Annotated in this window: 13 protein-coding genes; 4 read left to right on the top strand and 9 right to left on the bottom strand. The window is 70.6% G+C overall.

Translation table 11 applies throughout. The features are described from left to right. Nucleotides 1–386 precede the first annotated feature (386 nt). From ACFO3J_RS34500 to ACFO3J_RS34480, 5 genes are all read right to left on the bottom strand, one after another. On the bottom strand, nt 387–1,676 hold the full coding sequence (locus tag ACFO3J_RS34500; RefSeq protein WP_386438313.1) for a citrate synthase: 1,290 nt from the start codon (nt 1,674–1,676) through the stop codon (nt 387–389). Nucleotides 1,677–1,800: 124 nt separating this feature from the next. Next, nucleotides 1,801–4,026, bottom strand: coding sequence for an SF1B family DNA helicase RecD2 (gene recD2 / locus ACFO3J_RS34495; protein WP_386438311.1), 2,226 nt, complete (start codon nt 4,024–4,026; stop codon nt 1,801–1,803). Between the two features lie 328 nt (nt 4,027–4,354). Next, a complete protein-coding gene (locus ACFO3J_RS34490; RefSeq protein ID WP_386438308.1) occupies nt 4,355–5,215 on the bottom strand; it encodes a sugar phosphate isomerase/epimerase family protein in 861 nt (286 codons plus the stop codon). Continuing rightward, the gene (locus ACFO3J_RS34485) at nt 5,212–6,363 is read right to left on the bottom strand and encodes a dihydrodipicolinate synthase family protein (protein ID WP_386438306.1); all 1,152 of its coding nucleotides are present in this window, start codon (nt 6,361–6,363) and stop codon (nt 5,212–5,214) included. The genes ACFO3J_RS34490 and ACFO3J_RS34485 overlap by 4 nt, the downstream gene beginning before the upstream one ends. Continuing rightward, complete coding sequence (locus tag ACFO3J_RS34480; RefSeq protein ID WP_386438303.1) at nt 6,360–7,511, bottom strand: Gfo/Idh/MocA family protein; 1,152 nt, start codon at nt 7,509–7,511, stop codon at nt 6,360–6,362. The genes ACFO3J_RS34485 and ACFO3J_RS34480 overlap by 4 nt, the downstream gene beginning before the upstream one ends. Before the next feature lie 312 nt (nt 7,512–7,823). On the opposite strand from ACFO3J_RS34480, the gene ACFO3J_RS34475 reads away from it, so the two are divergent. From ACFO3J_RS34475 to ACFO3J_RS34465, 3 genes are all read left to right on the top strand, one after another. Then, a complete protein-coding gene (locus ACFO3J_RS34475; RefSeq protein ID WP_386438300.1) occupies nt 7,824–8,912 on the top strand; it encodes a LacI family DNA-binding transcriptional regulator in 1,089 nt (362 codons plus the stop codon). Nucleotides 8,913–9,051: 139 nt separating this feature from the next. Further along, the gene (locus ACFO3J_RS34470) at nt 9,052–9,849 is read left to right on the top strand and encodes a sugar phosphate isomerase/epimerase family protein (RefSeq protein WP_386438297.1); all 798 of its coding nucleotides are present in this window, start codon (nt 9,052–9,054) and stop codon (nt 9,847–9,849) included. Nucleotides 9,850–10,130: 281 nt separating this feature from the next. Further along, nucleotides 10,131–10,484: a hypothetical protein gene (locus ACFO3J_RS34465; protein WP_386438294.1), complete on the top strand. Its 354-nt coding sequence runs from the start codon at nt 10,131–10,133 to the stop codon at nt 10,482–10,484. A 39-nt stretch (nt 10,485–10,523) separates the two neighbouring features. On the opposite strand, the gene ACFO3J_RS34460 is transcribed toward ACFO3J_RS34465, so the two are convergent. Both ACFO3J_RS34460 and speB read right to left on the bottom strand, forming a co-directional pair. Continuing rightward, the gene (locus tag ACFO3J_RS34460) at nt 10,524–14,417 is read right to left on the bottom strand and encodes an ABC transporter ATP-binding protein (protein WP_386438291.1); all 3,894 of its coding nucleotides are present in this window, start codon (nt 14,415–14,417) and stop codon (nt 10,524–10,526) included. Between the two features lie 70 nt (nt 14,418–14,487). Next, on the bottom strand, nt 14,488–15,447 hold the full coding sequence (gene speB, locus ACFO3J_RS34455) for an agmatinase (RefSeq protein WP_386438288.1): 960 nt from the start codon (nt 15,445–15,447) through the stop codon (nt 14,488–14,490). Nucleotides 15,448–15,622: 175 nt separating this feature from the next. Between speB and ACFO3J_RS34450 the strand changes: the two genes are divergently transcribed. Further along, nucleotides 15,623–16,426, top strand: coding sequence for a phosphatase (locus ACFO3J_RS34450; protein ID WP_386438287.1), 804 nt, complete (start codon nt 15,623–15,625; stop codon nt 16,424–16,426). A gap of 4 nt (nt 16,427–16,430) precedes the next feature. Here the strand turns inward: ACFO3J_RS34450 and tesB are convergent, their stop codons facing one another. Together tesB and ACFO3J_RS34440 are read right to left on the bottom strand one after the other, a co-directional pair. Further along, nucleotides 16,431–17,336 (bottom strand): acyl-CoA thioesterase II, encoded by a 906-nt coding sequence (gene tesB, locus ACFO3J_RS34445; RefSeq protein WP_386438285.1) that lies wholly within the window; start codon nt 17,334–17,336, stop codon nt 16,431–16,433. After that, the gene (locus ACFO3J_RS34440; protein ID WP_386438282.1) at nt 17,333–18,490 is read right to left on the bottom strand and encodes an acyl-CoA dehydrogenase family protein; all 1,158 of its coding nucleotides are present in this window, start codon (nt 18,488–18,490) and stop codon (nt 17,333–17,335) included. Before ACFO3J_RS34440 ends, tesB begins: the two co-directional genes overlap by 4 nt. Nucleotides 18,491–18,496 lie beyond the last annotated feature (6 nt).

Below are 18,496 nucleotides of genomic sequence, written 5' to 3'. Positions count from 1 at the left end.
CGCCCGCCGTCAGCCGCGAGCGGGGGGTAGCCTTTCAGAGGGCGTTTCAGCGAAGAGACGTAGATCACAGCGCTTGGAACGTAACCATTAGGGTGGTTGGTGGGTCTTATGTCTTGAGCACCGTGCTCCCGGCGGAGGCGGTGCGGGGGATGCGGTACGGACTGTCTTGGGGGACGGTCCGAGTTGCGTCGCCGGGGCGATGCCCGGGGAGCTTGAGCGGCCCTCCCGGGTCCTCCGTCCCGGCCGCGACTCTGCCGCCCATATACGCCCGGTACGGACCCGTGGGGGGATTCGCGCCGGGAGACGGGAGCGCCCCGTGCCGGACCCGTGGGGGGATCCGTCGCGGGGCGCTTCTTCAATTTCCGCCGAGCCGCCGAGGCCTCGGATCAGCGGGCCTCGACCGGTACGTAGTCGCGGTTCACGACGCCGGTGTAGATCTGCCGCGGGCGGCCGATCCGGGAACCGGGCTCCTTGATCATCTCGTGCCACTGGGCGATCCAGCCGGGCAGCCGGCCGATGGCGAAGAGCACGGTGAACATGCTGGTCGGGAAACCCATGGCCCGGTAGATCAGGCCGGTGTAGAAGTCCACGTTCGGGTAGAGCTTGCGCGACACGAAGTAGTCGTCGCTGAGGGCGTGCTCTTCGAGCTTGAGCGCGATGTCGAGCAGCTCGTCGGATTTGCCGAGCGCCGACAGGACGTCGTGCGCCGCCGCCTTGATGATCTTCGCCCGGGGGTCGAAGTTCTTGTAGACGCGGTGACCGAAGCCCATGAGCTTCACGCCGTCTTCCTTGTTCTTCACCTTGGCGATGAACGAGTCGACGTCACCGCCATCGGCCTGGATACGCTCCAGCATCTCCAGCACCGACTGGTTGGCACCGCCGTGCAGCGGGCCCCACAGCGCGCTGATGCCCGCGGAGATCGAGGCGAACTGGTTCGCCTGCGAGGAGCCGACCAGACGGACCGTCGAAGTCGAGCAGTTCTGCTCGTGATCGGCGTGCAGGATGAACAGCTTGTCCAGCGCGCTGACCACAACCGGGTCCAGCTGGTATTCCTCGGCCGGCACCGAGAAGGTCATCCGGAGGAAGTTCTCGACGTAGCCGAGGTCGTTGCGCGGGTAGACCACCGGCTGGCCGACGGACTTCTTGTACGCGTAGGCCGCGATCGTCGGCAGCTTGGCGAGCAGCCGGATCGTGGACAGGTGGCGCTGCTTGGGATCGAACGGGTTGTGGCTGTCCTGGTAGAACGTCGACAGAGCGCTGACCACCGACGAGAGCATCGCCATCGGATGGGCGTCGCGCGGGAAGCCGTCGTAGAACCGTTTGACATCCTCGTGCAGCAGGGTGTGCTGAGTGATCTCACCCTTGAACTCGGACAGCTGGTCGACGGTCGGGAGTTCGCCGTTGATCAGCAGGTAGGCGGTCTCCAGGAAGCTGCCGCGCTCGGCGACCTGCTCGATCGGGTATCCCCGATAGCGCAGGATGCCCTCCTCACCGTCCAGGAAGGTGATCGCGGACTTGTAGGCCGCGGTGTTGCCGTACCCGCTGTCCAGGGTGACCAGGCCCGTATCGGCACGCAGCTTGCCGATGTCGAAGCCCATGTCGCCGACGGTGCTGTCCACAACCGGGTAGCTGTGTTCGCTGTCCCCGTATCGCAGTACTACAGAGTTGTCGCTCACGTCATTCCCTCACCGACGGTGTTGCCTCTTCTTCGAGGTGCCCTGACTGTGTCCACTGTCCCCCATTTGACACTGAGGTGTGCACTCGGGGTCGGCCATCGGCACAAAAAGTGGCACGGAGTGCCTATTCTGCGCCCCGGGAGAGCCTGTGGTCGAGAGCCGTGAACCGTCTTCCGGCCGACACCGTGCGCACCGCCTGCCCGATCGCGCGCCGCGACCCGACCAGCACCACCAACTTCTTCGCCCTGGTCACCGCCGTGTAGAGCAGATTGCGCTGGAGCATCATCCAGGCGCCGGTGGTGACCGGGATCACCACGGCCGGATACTCACTGCCCTGCGAGCGGTGGATGGTCACGGCGTAGGCATGCGTCAGCTCGTCCAACTCGTCGAAGTCGTAATCGATCTCCTCGTCCTCGTCGGTGCGGACGGTCAGCTTCTGCTCGTCCGGGTCCAGGGCGATGACCACACCCACCATGCCGTTGAAGACGCCGTTGGCCCCCTTGTCGTAGTTGTTCCTGATCTGGGTCACCTTGTCCCCCACCCGGAAGGTCCGGCCGCCGAAGCGCCGCTCGGGCAGGTCCGGGCGGGCCGGAGTGACGGCCTGCTGGAGCAGACCGTTCAGCACACCGGCGCCGGCCGGCCCGCGGTGCATGGGGGCGAGCACCTGTACGTCCCGCCGCGGATCGAGACCGAACCTGGCGGGAATCCGCCGCGCCACCACATCCACGGTGAGCCGTCCGGCCTCCTCCGAATCCTCCTCGGGGAAGAGGAAGAAGTCGGGCAGCCCCTGGGTGATGGGCGGCTCGCCGGCGTTGATCCGGTGGGCGTTGGTCACCACGCCGGACTGCTGCGCCTGGCGGAACACCCGGGTGAGGCGAACCGAGGGCACCGGACTGCCGGGCGCCAGCAGATCCCGCAGCACCTCGCCGGCCCCGACACTGGGCAGTTGGTCCACATCGCCGACGAACAGCAGGTGAGCGCCCGGGGGTACCGCCTTCACCAGTTTGTTCGCCAGCAGCAGGTCCAGCATGGAGGCCTCGTCGACCACCACCAGATCGGCGTCCAGCGGCCGGTCCTTGTCGTACGCGGCGTCACCGCCCGGCTTGAGCTCCAGCAGCCGGTGCACGGTCGACGCCTCCGCGCCGGTCAGTTCCGCGAGCCGCTTGGCCGCCCGGCCGGTCGGGGCGGCGAGGAGCACCTTGGCCTTCTTCGCCAGGGCGAGCGCGACCACCGAGCGGACGGTGAAGGACTTGCCGCAGCCCGGTCCGCCGGTGAGCACCGCGACCTTCTGGGTCAGCGCCAACCGGACCGCCTGCTGCTGCTCGGGAGCGAGGTCGGTGCCGGTGGTGGCGGTGAGCCAGGACAGCGCCTTGTCCCAGTCCACGTCGCGGAAGGCGGTCAGCCGGTCCTCCGACCCGCGCAGCAGCCGCAGCAACTGGCCGGCCAGCGATATCTCGGCCCGGTGGAAGGGCACCAGATAGACGGCTTTCACCGGCTCCCGGTCCCCGTCGGCGGCCGGGACGTCCTCACGTACCACCCCCTCCTGGTCCGCGAGTTCACCGAGGCAGTCGATCACCAGGCCGATGTCCACCTGGAGCAGCTTCACCGACTCGGCGATCAGCCGCTCCTGCGGCAGGAAGCAGTTGCCCTGGTCGGTGGCCTGCGACAGGGCGTACTGGAGACCGGCCTTGACCCGCTCCGGGCTGTCGTGCGGTATCCCGACCGCCTGCGCCAACCGGTCGGCGGTGAGGAAGCCGATACCCCAGACCTCGGCGGCCAGCCGATACGGCTGGTTCTTCACCACCGAGATCGAGGCGTCCCCGTAGGTCTTGTAGATCCGTACGGCGATGGACGTAGAGACGCCCACGCCCTGCAGGAAGACCATCACCTCTTTGATGGCCTTCTGCTCCTCCCAGGCGGCGGCGATCAGCTTGGTCCGCTTGGGGCCGAGTCCGGGCACCTCGACGAGACGCTTGGGCTCGGACTCGATGACGTCCAGCGTGCCGGTGCCGAAGTGTTCGACGATGCGCTCGGCAATCCTCGGTCCGATGCCCTTGATCAGCCCCGACCCCAGATACCGGCGGATGCCCTGGATCGTGGCCGGCAGGATCGTCGTGTAGTTCTCCACGGTGAACTGCTTGCCGTACTGCGGATGCGATCCCCAACGGCCGTGCATCCGCAGCGACTCGCCGGGCTGCGCGCCGAGCAGGGCTCCGACGACCGTCAGCAGGTCGTCCGAGCCGCGGCCGGTGTCCACCCGGGCGACGGTGTATCCATTGTCCTCGTTGGCATAGGTGATGCGTTCCAGGACGCCTTCCAGTACGGAAAGGTGCGTCGCCGTCTCCGCCATGTCCGGCCTCCCTTCGGGCTGCGGTGGTGATCCGCTCAGAAGGTACCGCCCGGCGGGGACAGTCCGTCGGCCGATCGGCCCGGGCCTGTGGAAAACCCGGAGGCCGAACACGGGGCGACCCGGAGGCGCGACCCGGAGGCGGACATACGAAAGGGGTCCGGCACGAGGCCGGACCCCTTTCGTGTTCCCCCCACTTACCCCCGAAGCCCCCCTCGGGCGTTTTTACCGTCCTGGCTCCCTGAACCCCTCCTGAGAGCCGTGATGCCATGTATGACAGCCCACCCCCCGGAAGGGTTGTAGTACGAGCATGAGATTTCTCAAGATCTTTTCAGAGCACGTGCCGCTGGTACCGCTCGGCGACTTCCGCCAGCACCTCGGTGCCGCTCCGGGCCCACAGCGCCGGGCTGAAGATCTCCACCTCGACGGCGCCGCGATAGCCCGCCGCGTCGACCTGCTCGCGGAATCCCCGCAGGTCGACGCAGCCTTCGCCGAGTTGTCCGCGACCGAGCAGCACTCCCTCGGGCAGCGGGGTCACCCAGTCGGCGACCTGGAAGGCGGCGATCCGGCCGCCCGTCCCGGCCCGTACGATCTGCGCCGGCACCTGGTCGTCCCACCAGAGGTGGTAGGTGTCCACGACGACCCCGACCTGGTCCACCGGAAAGCGTTCGGCGATGTCGAGGGCCTGGCCGAGCGTGGAGATCACACAGCGGTCCGAGGCGTACATCGGATGCAGTGGTTCGACGGCGAGCCGTACCCCGCGCTCGGCCGCGTAGGGGGCCAGCACGGCGACGGCCTCGGCGACGCGCTCCCGGGCGGCGGCGATGTCGCGGTCACCCGGCGGCAGGCCGCCGGAGACCAGGACGAGGGTCCCGGTCTCCAGGGTCGCGGCCTCGTCGATCGCCCTCCGGTTGTCGTCCAGGGCCGCGGCTCGGCGCGCGGCGTCCGACTCGGTGAAGAATCCGCCCCGGCACAGCGAGGTGACGGTCAGCCCGCCGGCGCGCATCAGCCGTGCGGCGCGCTCGACTCCGTACTCCTGCACCGGCGCCCGCCACAGTCCGACCTGGGTGATGCCCGAAGCGGCGCAGCCCTCGGCCAGTTCGGGCAGCGACCACTGCTTGATCGTCTCCTGGTTGATGCTCAGCCGCGCCAGCGCGCCGGGCGCCTTCCGGGATGCCGCCTCTTCGCTCACGCGTCCACCCCGTGCAGGGCCAGCAGGGCGCGCATCCGGCTCTCGGCGAGGGCCGGATCGGGGAACAGGCCGATGCGGTCGGCGAGTTCGTACGCCCGCGCCAGGTGCGGCAGCGAACGAGCCGACTGCAGTCCGCCCAGCATGGTGAAGTGCGTCTGATGCCCCGCCAGCCAGGCGAGCAGTACGACGCCCGTCTTGTAGAAGCGGGTGGGGGCGCCGAACAGGTGCCGGGACAGCTCCACGGTGGGATCCAGGACGCGCCGGAAGCCGGCGGCGTCGCCGGTGTCGAGGACGCTGACTGCCGAAGCGGCCAGGGGCGCCAGCGGATCGAAGATGCCGAGCAGCGCGTGGCTGAAGCCCTGCTCGTCGCCCTCGATCAGCTCCGGGTAGTTGAAGTCGTCGCCGGTATAGCACCGCACGCCCTTCGGGAGGCGCCGGCGCAGCGCGATCTCACGGTCCGCGTCCAGCAGGGAGACCTTGACGCCGTCGACCTTGTCGGGATGGGTGGCGATGACGGCGAGGAAGGCTTCGGTCGCCGTGTCGAGGTCGTCCGAGCCCCAATACCCGGCCAGCGCGGGGTCGAACATCGGACCGAGCCAGTGCAGAATCACCCGATCGGATGACTGCCGCAGCAGTCGCTCGTAGACCTCCAGGTAGTCGTCCGGGCCTTTGGCCACGGCCGTCAACGCGCGGGACGCCATCAGGACGGCTTGCGCGCCGGCCTCCTCGACGACTGCCAGTTGCTCCTCGTAGGCGGCTACGACGTCCCCGAGGTCTGCGGGTCCGGTGAGCTGGTCCGTGCCCACACCGCAGGCGATCCGCCCGCCCACGGACCGCGCTTCGGCCGATGACCTGCGGATCAGCTCCGCGGCTCCGGCCCAGTCCAGGCCCATGCCGCGCTGCGCCGTGTCCATCGCCTCCGCCACACCGAGCCCGTGGGCCCACAGGTGGCGGCGGAAGGCGAGGGTCGCTTCCCAGTCGACGGCCGCGGGCGCGTCGGCCGCCGCGCGCAACGGGTCGGCCACGACATGCGCGGCGGAATACACCACCCGGCTGCGCAACGGAAGATTCGTGGCATAGGAGACGGCTTCCGAACGCGGCACATAAGGACGCGAGACTCCGGTCTCGGACGGCAGCAGGATGCTCACAGCGACAGCTCCGGAACCTCGATGCGGCGGCCCTGCTCGGAGGACCGGAGGCCGAGTTCGGCCAGTTGCATCCCGCGGGCCCCGGCCAGCAGATCCCAGCGCCACGGCTCGTCGAGCACGACATGCCGCAGGAACAGCTCCCACTGCGCCTTGAAGCCGTTGCCGAACTCGGCGTTGTCCGGAACCCGCTGCCACTGGTCGCGGAAGGACTCCGTGACCGGCAGATCCGGATTCCATACCGGCTTCGGGGTGGCAGAGCGGTGCTGTACCCGGCACTCCCGCAGTCCGGCGACCGCCGAGCCATGGGTGCCGTCGACCTGGAACTCGACCAGTTCGTCGCGGTTGACCCGCACCGCCCAGGAGGAGTTGATCTGCGCGACCGCCCCGCCCTCCAACTCGAAGATGCCGTAGGCGGCGTCGTCGGCGGTGGCGTCGTACGGCTTGTCCTGCTCGTCCCAGCGCTGCGGGATGTGCGTGGTGGCCAGCGCTTGGACGGTACGCACCCGGCCGAACAGCTCGTGCAGCACGTACTCCCAGTGCGGGAACATGTCGACCACGATGCCGCCGCCGTCCTGCGCGCGGTAGTTCCACGAGGGGCGCTGGGCGCTCTGCCAGTCGCCTTCGTGCACCCAGTAGCCGAACTCGCCGCGCACGGACAGGATCCGGCCGAAGAAGCCGCCTTCGATCAGCCGCCTGAGCTTCAGCAGGCCGGGGAGGAAGAGCTTGTCCTGCACCACTCCGTGCTTGATCCCGGCCGCTTCGGCGAGACGGGCGAGTTCCAGGGAACCCTCCAGCGTGGTCCCGGTCGGCTTCTCGCAGTAGATGTGCTTGCCGGCCGCGATGGCCTGCTTCACCGCCGCCTCGCGGGCGGCGGTGACCTGCGCGTCGAAATAGATCTCCACGGACGGATCGGCGAGTACCGAGTCGAGGTCGGTCGTCCAGTGCTCGATGCCGTGCTGTTCGGCCATCGTCTTGAGAACATGCGCGCGCCTGCCGACCAGCACGGGTTCCGGCACCAGGACGTCTCCGTCCCCCAGATCGAGCCCACCCTGGTCACGCAGGCTCAGGATGGAGCGGACCAGGTGCTGCCGGTAACCCATGCGTCCGGTGACGCCGTTCATGGCGATCCGCATCGTCCTGCGTGTCATGGCTGCTCTCCTCGGAGCCGGATGGTGATCCCCGGGAAGGGATCAATAGCAAGCGCTTTCTTACCGCTGCACGCTAGCCTGCTGGCGCGGAGGGAGCAAGGGGCACCCTTTGAGGTAGGGGTAAGCGCTTTCTATCGCTCTCGATCGGCCCGCCCCCCGCGTGGCCCGATGGTCGGCCGATCCGATCCGATCCAGGCCGCCGCTCCCGTCCGCGGCCGCGAAATGAGAGCATGAGCCGCGCCGCACGGCGGTCCTCGCACGGGGACCGCGGCCGGCGGACCAGTGCCCGCCCTTGAGGAGGACCGGACCGAGATGGCAGTGACTCTGGCCGATGTCGCGGCGCGTGCCGGAGTGTCGTCCGCGACCGTCTCCCGCGTCCTCAACGGCAACTATCCGGTGGCGGGCAGCACCAAGGACCGTGTGCAGCGGGCAGTCGAAGAGCTGGACTACGTCGTCAACGGCCAGGCCCGCGCGCTCGCCGCGGCCACCTCGGACCTGATCGGGGTCCTGGTCAACGATGTGGCCGACCCCTTCTTCGGCCTGATCGCCAGCGCGCTCCAGGGCGAGATCGGTGCGGGCGGCACCCAGCCCGGCGGCGGCAAACTCGCGGTGGTCTGCAACACCGGCGGGTCGCCCGAGGCCGAACTCACCTATCTCACCCTGCTCGAACGCCAGCGCGCCGCCGGGGTGGTGCTCACCGGCAGCACCGTGGAGAGCAAGGCGCACACGGCCGCGGTCACCGCACGGTTGACCCGGCTGGCCGCGTCCGGCACCCGGATAGTGCTGTGCGGCCGTCCCCCGCTGGAGCAGGCCGAGGACTCCCTCGGCCTGATCACGATCGCCTTCGACAACCGCGGCGGCGCCCGGCGGCTGACCGAACACCTGCTGTCGCTGGGGCACCGCCGGATCGGATACGTCGCCGGACCCGCCGAGCGCAGCACCACGCGGCATCGGCTGGAGGGCCACCGGGAAGCGCTGCTCGCCGCCGGGCTGGGACCGGACACCCGAGCGGGAGCGAACGCCCTGCGACTGACGGTGCACGGCGGCTACGACCGGGCCTCGGGTTATGACGCGACGCTGGAACTCCTGCGCAGGGACACCGGGGTCACGGCGATCGTCGCCGCCAACGACACGGTGGCCCTGGGTGTCTGCGCCGCGCTGCGGGACAGCGGCCTCAGGATTCCCGGTGATGTGTCGGTAGCCGGTTTCGACGACCTGCCGTTCAGCGTGGACGCCTCGCCGGCGCTCACCACGGTCCGCATTCCGCTGCAGGACGCGGGAGCGCGGGCCGGGCGGCTGGTGATGGGACGCCAGGCGCCGCCACCGGGCGGGGTCGCCACGGTCGCCACGGAGCTGATGGTCCGCGGGTCGACGGCGCCGCCCTCGCCCGGCCGTCGCTGAGGGTTGTCGGGGGCGCCGGCACCACGGCTCGGGGCGCGGCCTTCCCGGGCGCGACCTTCCCGGGCACCACCTGACGCTGTGGACGGCTCGCGGCTGATCGTTGTTGACCCGGCTCGGCCGGGTGCCTAGTGTCCGGCCAATGAGATTCGCCTTCTCCACCCTCGGGGTCCCCGCAATGCCCGTCGACCAAGTGGTCCTGCTCGCGTCGGAGCACGGCTACCACGGGGTCGAACTCCGCGCGAGCGACGAGGGGCCGGTCCACACCGGGCTGTCGGCCGGCGAGCGCGCCCGGGTCGCCGAGCAGTTCGCGAAGGCGGGGGTGGAGATCCTCACGGTGGCCGCCTACGCCAAGGTGGCCGCGCCCGGGGACGACGGCCCGGTGCTGGAGGAGATCGGCGCGGCGATGACGCTGGCCGCGGACTTGGGCGCCTCGTTCGTACGGGTCTTCCCCGGCGGCGGGGACCTGCCCGCGGCGGAGGCGGACGAACTGGCGGCGGGGAGGCTGGCGGCGGCGGCGCCGATCGCCGGCGACCTCGGGGTGCGGGTGCTGCTGGAGACCCATGACTCGCATCGCGGCGGCGCCGATGTGGCGCGGGTGCTCGGCCTGGTAGGGCACCACGCGGTCGGGGCGATCTGGGATGTGATGCACACCTGGCTGGCCGGGGAGCAGCCGTCGGCCACCTATCCCGTGCTGGCTCCCTACCTGGGTTATGTGCAGGTGAAGGACATCGCCTCGGCCACCGAGACGACGCCGCTGCCGCTCGGGGCGGGGACGCTGCCGCTGGCGGAGACGGTCGAGGTGCTGAGCCGGGCGGGCTGGGACGGCTGGCTGTGCTGGGAGTACGAGAAGCGGTGGTACGGCGGGGCGGCGGAGCTGGCCGGGCTGCTGGACGCGGGTCGGGAGCATCTGGTGCGGCTGCTGGTCGAATCGGCCTGAGCGGGGCCGAGCGGTGGGCCGGTGAGCACCGACCGGGACGGTCCGGCCACCGCCGGGTGGAACCGGTCCGGGGCCGGCGCCGTCTGATCGGCATGCTGATGGTTGACCCGCGCAGAGTGTTCACGGCCGTGGTGATGGCCGCATCGCTGGCCACCGCCGCCGCGGGATGTGGTGGGACGTCGCAGAGTGGTGGGGGTCCGCGCCGTGACCCGGTGCGGGCGACGCCGTCATGGACGCACGTCCGGCCGTCCCCGTCCGAGGGGAAAGGGGCGCGGAGCCGGGTGGTGTACTTCTCGTCGTCGGCGAGAACGGTCAGCGGAGTGCACGAGGTGGTGCGCGATCCGGCGGAACTCGCCGGATTCGTTCAGCGGGTGGCGGCGCGCGATGCCCGGGCGGCGGCGGGGATCACGGCCGGTGCGAAGGCGGCGGACTTCTCGCGGGATGTGCTGGTGGGCTGGACCGCGACGACCGGGTGCAGCGCGGCCGGCACCGCGACGCTCGATGTGTCGGGTGAGCGGCTGCTGCTGCGGGTCAGCCGGCCGGCCGCTCCGCCGGAGTGCTTGCGGCCCTTCTCGGTGACGGTGGTGTTCGCGGTGCCGAAGGAAGGCATGCCGGATCGGCCGGTGTTCGGCTGACGCGGGTCAGGCCGGGGGCCGTGCGCCCTTGGCGCCCCGTCAGGCGGCAGCGCGCAGCTCACCGGTGAAGGTGCGCCAGAGCTCCGCGTAACGGCCGCCACGGGCCAGCAGCGCCTCGTGCGTGCCGTCTTCGATCACCTGGCCGTGGTCGAGGAGCACCACCCGGTCGGCGCGGGCGGCGGTGCTGAGCCGGTGGGCCACGACCAGGGTCGTACGGCGAACGGCGAGCCGGTCCGAGGCCTGATTGACCAGCCCCTCGGACGCCAGGTCCAGGGCCGCGGTGGCCTCGTCGAGCAGAAGGACGACCGGATCGACGAGTTCGGCCCGGGCCAGCGCGATCAGCTGCCGCTGTCCGGCGGACAGGTTGCGGCCGCGCTCGGCGACCTCGTGCAGATAGCCGCCCTCCAGTGTCGCGATCATCGCGTCCGCGCCGACCGCGCGCGCCGCCGCTTCCACTTCCGCGTCGGTGGCGTCCATCCGCCCGTAGGCGATCGCGTCCCGCACGGTGCCGGCGAACAGATAGGGCTCCTGGGGGACGACGCCGAGCTGCCGGCGGTAGTCGGTGAGGTCGAGTTCGCGGATGTCCGCGCCGTCCACCAGGACCGCGCCGTCGGTCGGGTCGTAGAACCGGGCGACCATCTTGACCAGGGTGGACTTCCCCGCGCCCGTCTCCCCGACGAAGGCGACCGTCTGGCCCGCCGATATCCGCAGCGAGATGCCGGCGAGGGCCTCGGTGCCGTCGGCGGCGCCCGCGTAGCGGAAGTGCACGTCGCGGAAGGTGACCTCACCGCGCAGCCGTCCCACCGGCTGGGGCAGCACGGCGGCGGGGGTGGTGGTCGGCTCGCGCAGCAGCTCGCGGATCCGGCCGAGCGAGACGGTCGCCTGCTGGTAGCCGTCGAAGACCTGCGAGAGCTGCTGCACCGGGGAGAAGAAGAGATCGATGTAGAGCAGGTAGGCCACCAGGGCGCCTGTCGTGAGTGTCCCCGCGGTGACCCGGTCGGCTCCGATGGCCAGCACCAGGGCCGCCGCCACGCTCGAGAGCAGTTGCACGAAGGGGAAGTAGACGGAGATCAGGAACTGGCCGCGCACCCGGGCGACACGGTATTCGTCGCTGCGGCGCACGAAGCGTTCCGCGCCGAGCCGCTCGCCGCGGAACGCCTGGACGACCCGGAGTCCCGCGACGTGCTCCTGCAGGTCGGCGTTGACGACGGCGACGCGCTCGCGGGCGAGTTCGTAGGCCCGCTTGGACTTGCGGCGGAAGACCCAGGTGGCGACCACCAGGATCGGCAGGGTGGCGAAGACCACCAGCGCCAGCTCCACGTCGATGGCGAGCAGCGCGACGAGGATGCCGGCGAAGGTGAGCAGGCTGACCAGTGCGGTGACCAGGCCGGTCTGCAGGAATGTGGACAGCGCGTCCACATCGGTGGTCATCCGGGTCATGATGCGGCCGCTCAGCTCGCGCTCGTAGTAGTCGAGCCCGAGGCGGTGCAGGTGGGCGAAGATCTTCACGCGCAGCGTGTACAGGACGCGTTCACCGGTACGTCCGGTGAGCAGCGTCGAACCCCATTCCACCGCCCACTGGGTGATCACCAGGGCGAGACCGAGCAGCGAGGCCACCCACACGGCCCCGAGGGCCGCCTGGCGGACACCGGCGTCGATGCCGTGCCGGATCAGGATCGGCAGCAGCAGTCCGGCGACCGCGTCGACGGCGACCAGCAGCAGACTCAGCAGCAGCGGGGTGCGGAATCCGCGCAGCAGACTGCCCAGGCCGAAGGAGCTGTCGGCCGTCCTCGCCCGCTCCTCGTCCACGTCGGGCGTGTCGAGGGCGGGCGGCAGGGCGGCCACCTTGGCCAGCAGTTCGGGCGTGGCGGGCATGCCGGCCAGCGCGCCCGCCATGGCGCCCGACCCGCCGAGGACCGGTCGCGACGGCATCGCGGCTCCGGGTGCGTCGGATCGGCCGCCTGTCGGGGTGTCGGCATCCGCCGTAGGGCGGTCGGCCGGCCACAGCGCGGGGGTGATCCCGGCGGTGGCGCCCTCCCGCGCCTCCACGAGGGCCACCGAGCCCGCCGGGTCCAGCTCCACCACATCCGCGCCGAGCGCTTCCGGGTCGGTGAGCAGGGCGCGGTAGAGGGCGCTGCGCTCCTCCAGCTCCTCGTGGGTGCCCACGTCCGCCAGGCGCCCGGCGTCCAGGACGGCGATCCGGTCGGCGAGCGCGAGCGTGGAGCGGCGGTGGGCGATCAGCAGTGTCGTCCGGCCGCGCATGACCTCGCGCAGCGCTTCGAAGATCTCGGCCTCCACCCGGGCGTCGACCGCCGAGGTGGCGTCGTCGAGCAGCAGCAGCCTGGGGTCCATGAGGATGGCCCGGGCCAGTGCGACCCGCTGCCGCTGACCGCCGGACAGGGTCAGTCCCTGTTCGCCGACCACCGTGTCGTAGCCGTCGGGCAGGGCGGTGATGAATTCGTGTGCCTGGGCCGCCCGGGTGGCGGCGACGATCTCCTCGTCGGTGGCCTCGGGGTGGCCGTAGGCGATGTTGGCCCGCACGGTGTCGGAGAACAGGAAGCTGTCCTCGGGGACGAGGCCGATCACCGAACGGAGCGCGTCGAAGGTCAGCTCGCGCACGTCGGTGCCTCCGACGCGCACGGCCCCGCCGGTGACGTCGTAGAACCGGGGCAGCAGCAGCGAGACGGTGGACTTGCCGGACCCCGACGAGCCCACGACGGCGACCGTCTCGCCCGGCGCCACCCGCAGGTCGAAGCCGGCGAGGACGGGCCGCTCCCGCGTGTAGCCGAAGGACACCTGGTCGAACTCGACGGTGGCCGGCGCCTCGGCCGGCAGGGTGCCGGTGCCCTCTTCCATGGTCGGCTCGGTGTCGATGAGCTCGAAGACGCGCTCCACACCGGCCCTTGCCTGCTGGCCCACGGTGAGGATCACGGTGAGCATGCGCACCGGTCCGGTGAGCTGGGCCAGATAGGTGGAGAAGGCGACGAAGGTGCCCAGGGTGATCTGGCCACGGGTGGCCATCCAGCCGCCCAGCGCCAGCATGCCGATCTGGCCGAGCGACGGCACGGCCTGGAGGGCGGGGGTGTAGCGGGCGCTGAGCCGGACCGTACGCACCCGACCCGCGAACAGGCGGCGGCCGACCTGCTCCAGCTTGCCCATCTCCTGCTGCTCCTGGCCGAATCCCTTCACCACGCGGACGCCGGTGACCGATCCGTCCACGATGCCGGCGACGGCGGCGGCCTGCCCCTGGGCGTACCAGGTGGCGGGGAAGAGCCGCTTGCGGCTCAAGTCGGCGATGAACCACAGGGCGGGGGCGACCGCCAGGGCGACCAGTGTCAGCAGCGGGGAGAGCACGAGCATCACGACGAGCGAGAGGACGAAGAGCAGCAGATTGCCCACGACCATGGGCAGCATGAACATCAGGCCCTGGATCAGCTGGAGGTCGCTGGTGGCCCGGCCGACGACCTGGCCCGTGCTCAGCTCGTCCTGCCGGCGGCCGTCGAGACGGAGGATCGAGCGGAACATGTCGGCGCGCATGTCGTGTTGGACGTCGAGGGCGAGCCTGCCGCCGTAATAACGCCGGACGTATGCCAGTGCGTACACCACGACCGCGGCGGCCACCAGGGCGATCGCCCAGGGCAGGAGCGGCTTGTCGTGCTTGACGATGACGTCGTCGATGATCAGCTTCGGCACCAGCGGGACCAGGGCGGTGACCGCCATGCCGCCGAGCGAGGCGCCCAGTGCCAGCAGCACCTCGCGCTTGTACCGCCAGCTGTACGCGGCCAGCCGCCGGAGCCATCCCTGCTCCGGTTCGTCCTTCGCCCTCGTCACGCGCTTCCTCCCACTGGAACTCCGCCCGACCGCGGTCGGCCGTGTCTCACCCCGCCCGTCCGTTCTACCCGAGCCTGCAACGCCACGGGCTGCGGGTTTCATCCTCCCGCAACAAACCCAACGACCAAAGTCGCACATGAGTGCGACTTTGGTCGTCATCTCTTCGGGTGATTCAGCGGGCGTCCGCGATCTGCCGGGACATGATCGTCGTCAGCTCGTAGGCCGTGTGCGAGGCGGCGATCGACGTGATCTCGGCGTGGTCGTACGCCGGGGCGACCTCCACGACGTCCGCCGAGACCAGCCGGCAGCCGGACAGCCCGCGCAGGATCTCCAGCAGCTCGCGGGAAGTGAGGCCGCCGGCCTCGGGAGTCCCCGTGCCGGGCGCGTGCGCCGGGTCGAGTACGTCGATGTCGACGGAGATGTAGAGCGGCCGGTCGCCGATCCGCTCGCGGAGCTGCTGGGCGACCTCGTCCACACCGCGGCGCATCACATCCGCGGAGGTGACGATCCCGAAGCCCATCCGCTCGTCGTCGTCCAGATCCTTCTTGCCGTACAGGGGGCCGCGGATGCCGACATGGCTCAGCGCGGAGGTGTCGAGGATCCCCTCCTCGAAGGCACGGCGGAAGGGCGTGCCGTGCGTGTAGGCGGCACCGAAATAGGTGTCCCAGGTGTCCAGATGCGCGTCGAAGTGCAGCAGCGCGACCGGGCCGTGCCGGCGGGCGACCGCGCGCAGCAGCGGCAGCGCGATGGTGTGGTCGCCGCCGAGGGTCATCAGCCGGGCGCCGGTGCCGAGCAGGTCGTCGGCGGCGGCTTCGATGGTCTGCACGGCCTCATCGATGTCGAACGGGTTGGCGGCGATGTCCCCCGCGTCGGCCACCTGGGTGAGGGCGAAGGGTGAGGCGTCCTGGGCGGGGTTGTACGGGCGCAGCAGTCGGGACGCCTCGCGGACGGCGTTGCCGCCGAAGCGGGCGCCGGGGCGGTAGGAGACCCCCGCGTCGAAGGGCACGCCGACCACGGCGATGTCCGCCGATCCGACCTCGTCCAGGCGCGGCAAGCGGGCGAAGGTCGCGGGGCCCGCGTAACGGGGGACGCGGGAGGAGTCGACGGGGCCGCGCGGCTCTGCGCTGCTCATGGGCCTGCCTTCCTGGTGGGTGGGGTCCGCCGGCGACCTTATGCCGCCGCCAGCCGGTCCCGGACTGTACGTTTGCTCCAATTCGCAGCCGCGATTGCGCCTCGGCGTCGATCGGCGGGTCCGGTTGTCCACAGCCCGTCGCACGCCCGTACGCCGGTCGCGGGACAATGTCCCCATGCCCATGGATTCCGCGCCCGTCGCCCCCAGCCGTCAGGCCCTCGCCGACCACCTCGTCCGTACCCGGATAGCCGGGGATGTCGCGACCAGCCGTGAGAACAACCTGGATCACTACCGCGAGCTCGCCGAGGGCAACCGCTACTTCTGGTTGGGCCTGGATCTTGGCGACCGCTGGACCGATCCGGCCGACGTGCTGGAGCTGATGGTCGAGCGCTGCGGGGTCGTCGCCGATCCGGGACACCGGTACGGACAGGACACGATCGACGTGGAACTGACCATCGACGCATTGGACCGGATGGCCGAAGCCCTGCACAAGGCCGCGCGGAACAGCTCGCGGGTGCTGCTGGCCACCGGGCATCCGGCGGGGCTGTTCGCGGTGCATCACGCGCTGGCCACCGCGTTGCAGGAGGCGGGCTGCTCGGTGGTCGCACCGGCCGAGCACCTGTACGCGGACGGCGGCGAGATACGCCATATGGCGGGTGTCTTCATGCTGCACCGGGGTGGCGGACTGGTGCACACCCACTCCCCCGACCCGATGCGGGAGATCCTGAACGCTCTGGAGCGTAATGGGGAGCCGATGCCCGATCTGGTGATAGCCGACCACGGCTGGGCGGGGTGCGCGGGCGGGCGGGGCCTGGAGACGGTGGGCTTCGCGGACTGCAACGACCCGGCGCTGTTCGTGGGCGAGGCCGAGGACAGCATCCTGGTGAGCGTGCCGCTGGACGACAACGTGGCGCCGCACTTCTACGCGCCGATGACCGCCTATCTGCTGGCAGCCGCCGGTCTGGGCCCGGGGGCGTAAGCGCTCAGCGGCGCGGCACCCGGACCAGTCCCTCCTGGATCACCGACACCGCGAGCTGACCGTCGCGGGTGTAGATGCGCGCGGTGCCGAGGCCGCGCCCGCCCGAGGCGGACGGGCTCTGCTGGTCGTAGAGGAGCCACTCGTCGGCCCGGAAGGGCCGGTGGAACCACATGGCGTGGTCCAGGCTGGCGCCGACCACATCGCCGACGGCCCAGCCGCCGCGGCCGTGGGCGAGGAGGACGGAGTCGAGCAGGGTCATGTCGGAGACGTAGGTGGCCAGGCAGACGTGCAACAGCGGGTCCTCGGCCAGTTTGCCGCGGGTGCGGAACCACACCTGGGAACGCGGTTCGCGGGCGACCCCCGCGGTGAGGAACGGCGGGGACTCCACGTAGCGCAGGTCGACGGCCGCGCGGGCCTCCAGCAGGCGGTCCACGACGGTGGGGTCGGGGAATTTGTCCGCGTGCGCGGGCAGTAGTTCCTCGGCGGTCGGCAGCGTCTCGGGGTCGGGCGCGTACGGCATCGGCTCCTGGTGCTCCAGGCCGTCCTCGTGGATCTGGAAGGAGGCCGAGAGATGGAAGATCGGCTGGCCGTGCTGGACCGCCACCACCCGCCGGGTGGTGAAGGAGCGGCCGTCGCGGATGCGGTCCACCTGGTAGACGATCGGCGCGCCGGGGTCGCCGGGCCGCAGGAAGTAGGCATGCAGGGAGTGCGCCCCGCGCTCTTCGGGCACCGTGCGGCCCGCGGCGACCAGGGCCTGGGCCGCGACCTGGCCGCCGAAGACCCGGGGCACGACCGCCGACCGGCTGACACCGCGGAAGATGTCCTGCTCGATCCGCTCCAGATCGAGCAGATCGAGCAGGGATTCGAGCGGTGGCAGGCCGTCGTCGACCACCCGGTCGCAGTGGTTCACAGGCCCATCGACTTGGCGATGATCGACTTCATGACCTCGCTGGTCCCGCCGTAGATGCGGTTGACGCGGTTGTCGGCGTACAGGCGGGCGATGGGGTATTCGTTCATGTAGCCGTAGCCGCCGTGCAGCTGGAGACAGCGGTCGATGACGCGAGAGGCGACTTCGGTGCAGAAGAGTTTGGCGGAGGCGGCGTCGGCCGCGGACAGTTCGCGCCGGTCGTGGGCTTCCAGGGCGCGGTCCACCACGGCTTCGGCGGCGTCGACCTCGGCCTTGCAGGCGGCCAGTTCGAACTTGGTGTTCTGGAAGGAGGCGACGGTCTTGCCGAAGACGACACGGTCCTGGACGTACTGCTGGGCGAAGCGGATGGCCGCGGCGGCCTGGGCGTAGGCGCCGACCGCGATCCCCAGGCGTTCCTGCGGGAGGTTCTGGCCGAGGTAGGAGAAGCCCTTGCCCTCCTCACCCAGCAGGTCCTCGACCGGGACCTTCACATCGGAGAAGGAGAGCTCCGCGGTGTCGGAGACCTTCAGACCGAGCTTGTCCAGCTTGCGGCCCACCGCATAGCCCTCGGACTTGGTGTCGACGACGAACAGCGAGATCCCGGCCCGGCGGTCCTCCGCGCCGGGCGGGGCGGTGCGGGCGCAGACGATCACCCGGTCGGCGTGGACACCGCCGGTGATGAAGGTCTTGGCGCCGTTGAGCAGGTAGTGGGTGCCGTCGGCGGAGAGCTTGGCGGTGGTCTTCATACCGGCCAGGTCGGAGCCGGTGCCGGGCTCGGTCATGGCGATGGCGAACATGATCTCCCCGCTGGCGAAGCCGGGCAGCCAGCGCTTCTTCTGCTCCTCGGTGGCATACGCGACGACATACGGCAGGCACAGTCCGACATGGACACCGCTGCCCCCGAAGCTCACGCCGGCGCGGGCGCACTCCTCGCTGATGACGGACTGGAACTTGAAGCTGTGCTCGCCGGCGCCGCCGTACTCCTCGGGCACCTCGATGCCGAAGATGCCGAGTTCGCCGAGCTTGTAGTAGAAGTCGCGGGGCACCTGGCCCGCTGCCAGCCACTCGTCGTAGACGGGGACGACCTCGGCCTGGATGAAGGCCCGTATCGTCTCGCGGAACGCCTCGTGGTCCTCGTTGAACACCGTACGACGCACAGCGCC

This window comes from Streptomyces polygonati (assembly GCF_042650325.1).
In the GTDB taxonomy this organism is placed as follows: Bacteria; Actinomycetota; Actinomycetes; order Streptomycetales; family Streptomycetaceae; genus Actinacidiphila; species Actinacidiphila polygonati.
Note: the sequence above shows the minus strand (reverse complement) of the source record. Positions and strands in the feature narration are given on the sequence as shown.

Bases quoted from the DNA above. Each gene is read 5' to 3' on its own strand.
- recD2 (WP_386438311.1), bottom strand. From the start codon at position 4,026: ATGGCGGAGACGGCGACGCACCTTTCCGTACTGGAAGGCGTCCTGGAA.
- ACFO3J_RS34480 (WP_386438303.1), bottom strand. From the start codon at position 7,511: ATGACACGCAGGACGATGCGGATCGCCATGAACGGCGTCACCGGACGC.
- ACFO3J_RS34475 (WP_386438300.1), top strand. From the start codon at position 7,824: ATGGCAGTGACTCTGGCCGATGTCGCGGCGCGTGCCGGAGTGTCGTCC.
- ACFO3J_RS34470 (WP_386438297.1), top strand. From the start codon at position 9,052: ATGAGATTCGCCTTCTCCACCCTCGGGGTCCCCGCAATGCCCGTCGAC.
- ACFO3J_RS34460 (WP_386438291.1), bottom strand. From the start codon at position 14,417: ATGAAACCCGCAGCCCGTGGCGTTGCAGGCTCGGGTAGAACGGACGGG.
- speB (WP_386438288.1), bottom strand. From the start codon at position 15,447: ATGAGCAGCGCAGAGCCGCGCGGCCCCGTCGACTCCTCCCGCGTCCCC.
- ACFO3J_RS34450 (WP_386438287.1), top strand. From the start codon at position 15,623: ATGCCCATGGATTCCGCGCCCGTCGCCCCCAGCCGTCAGGCCCTCGCC.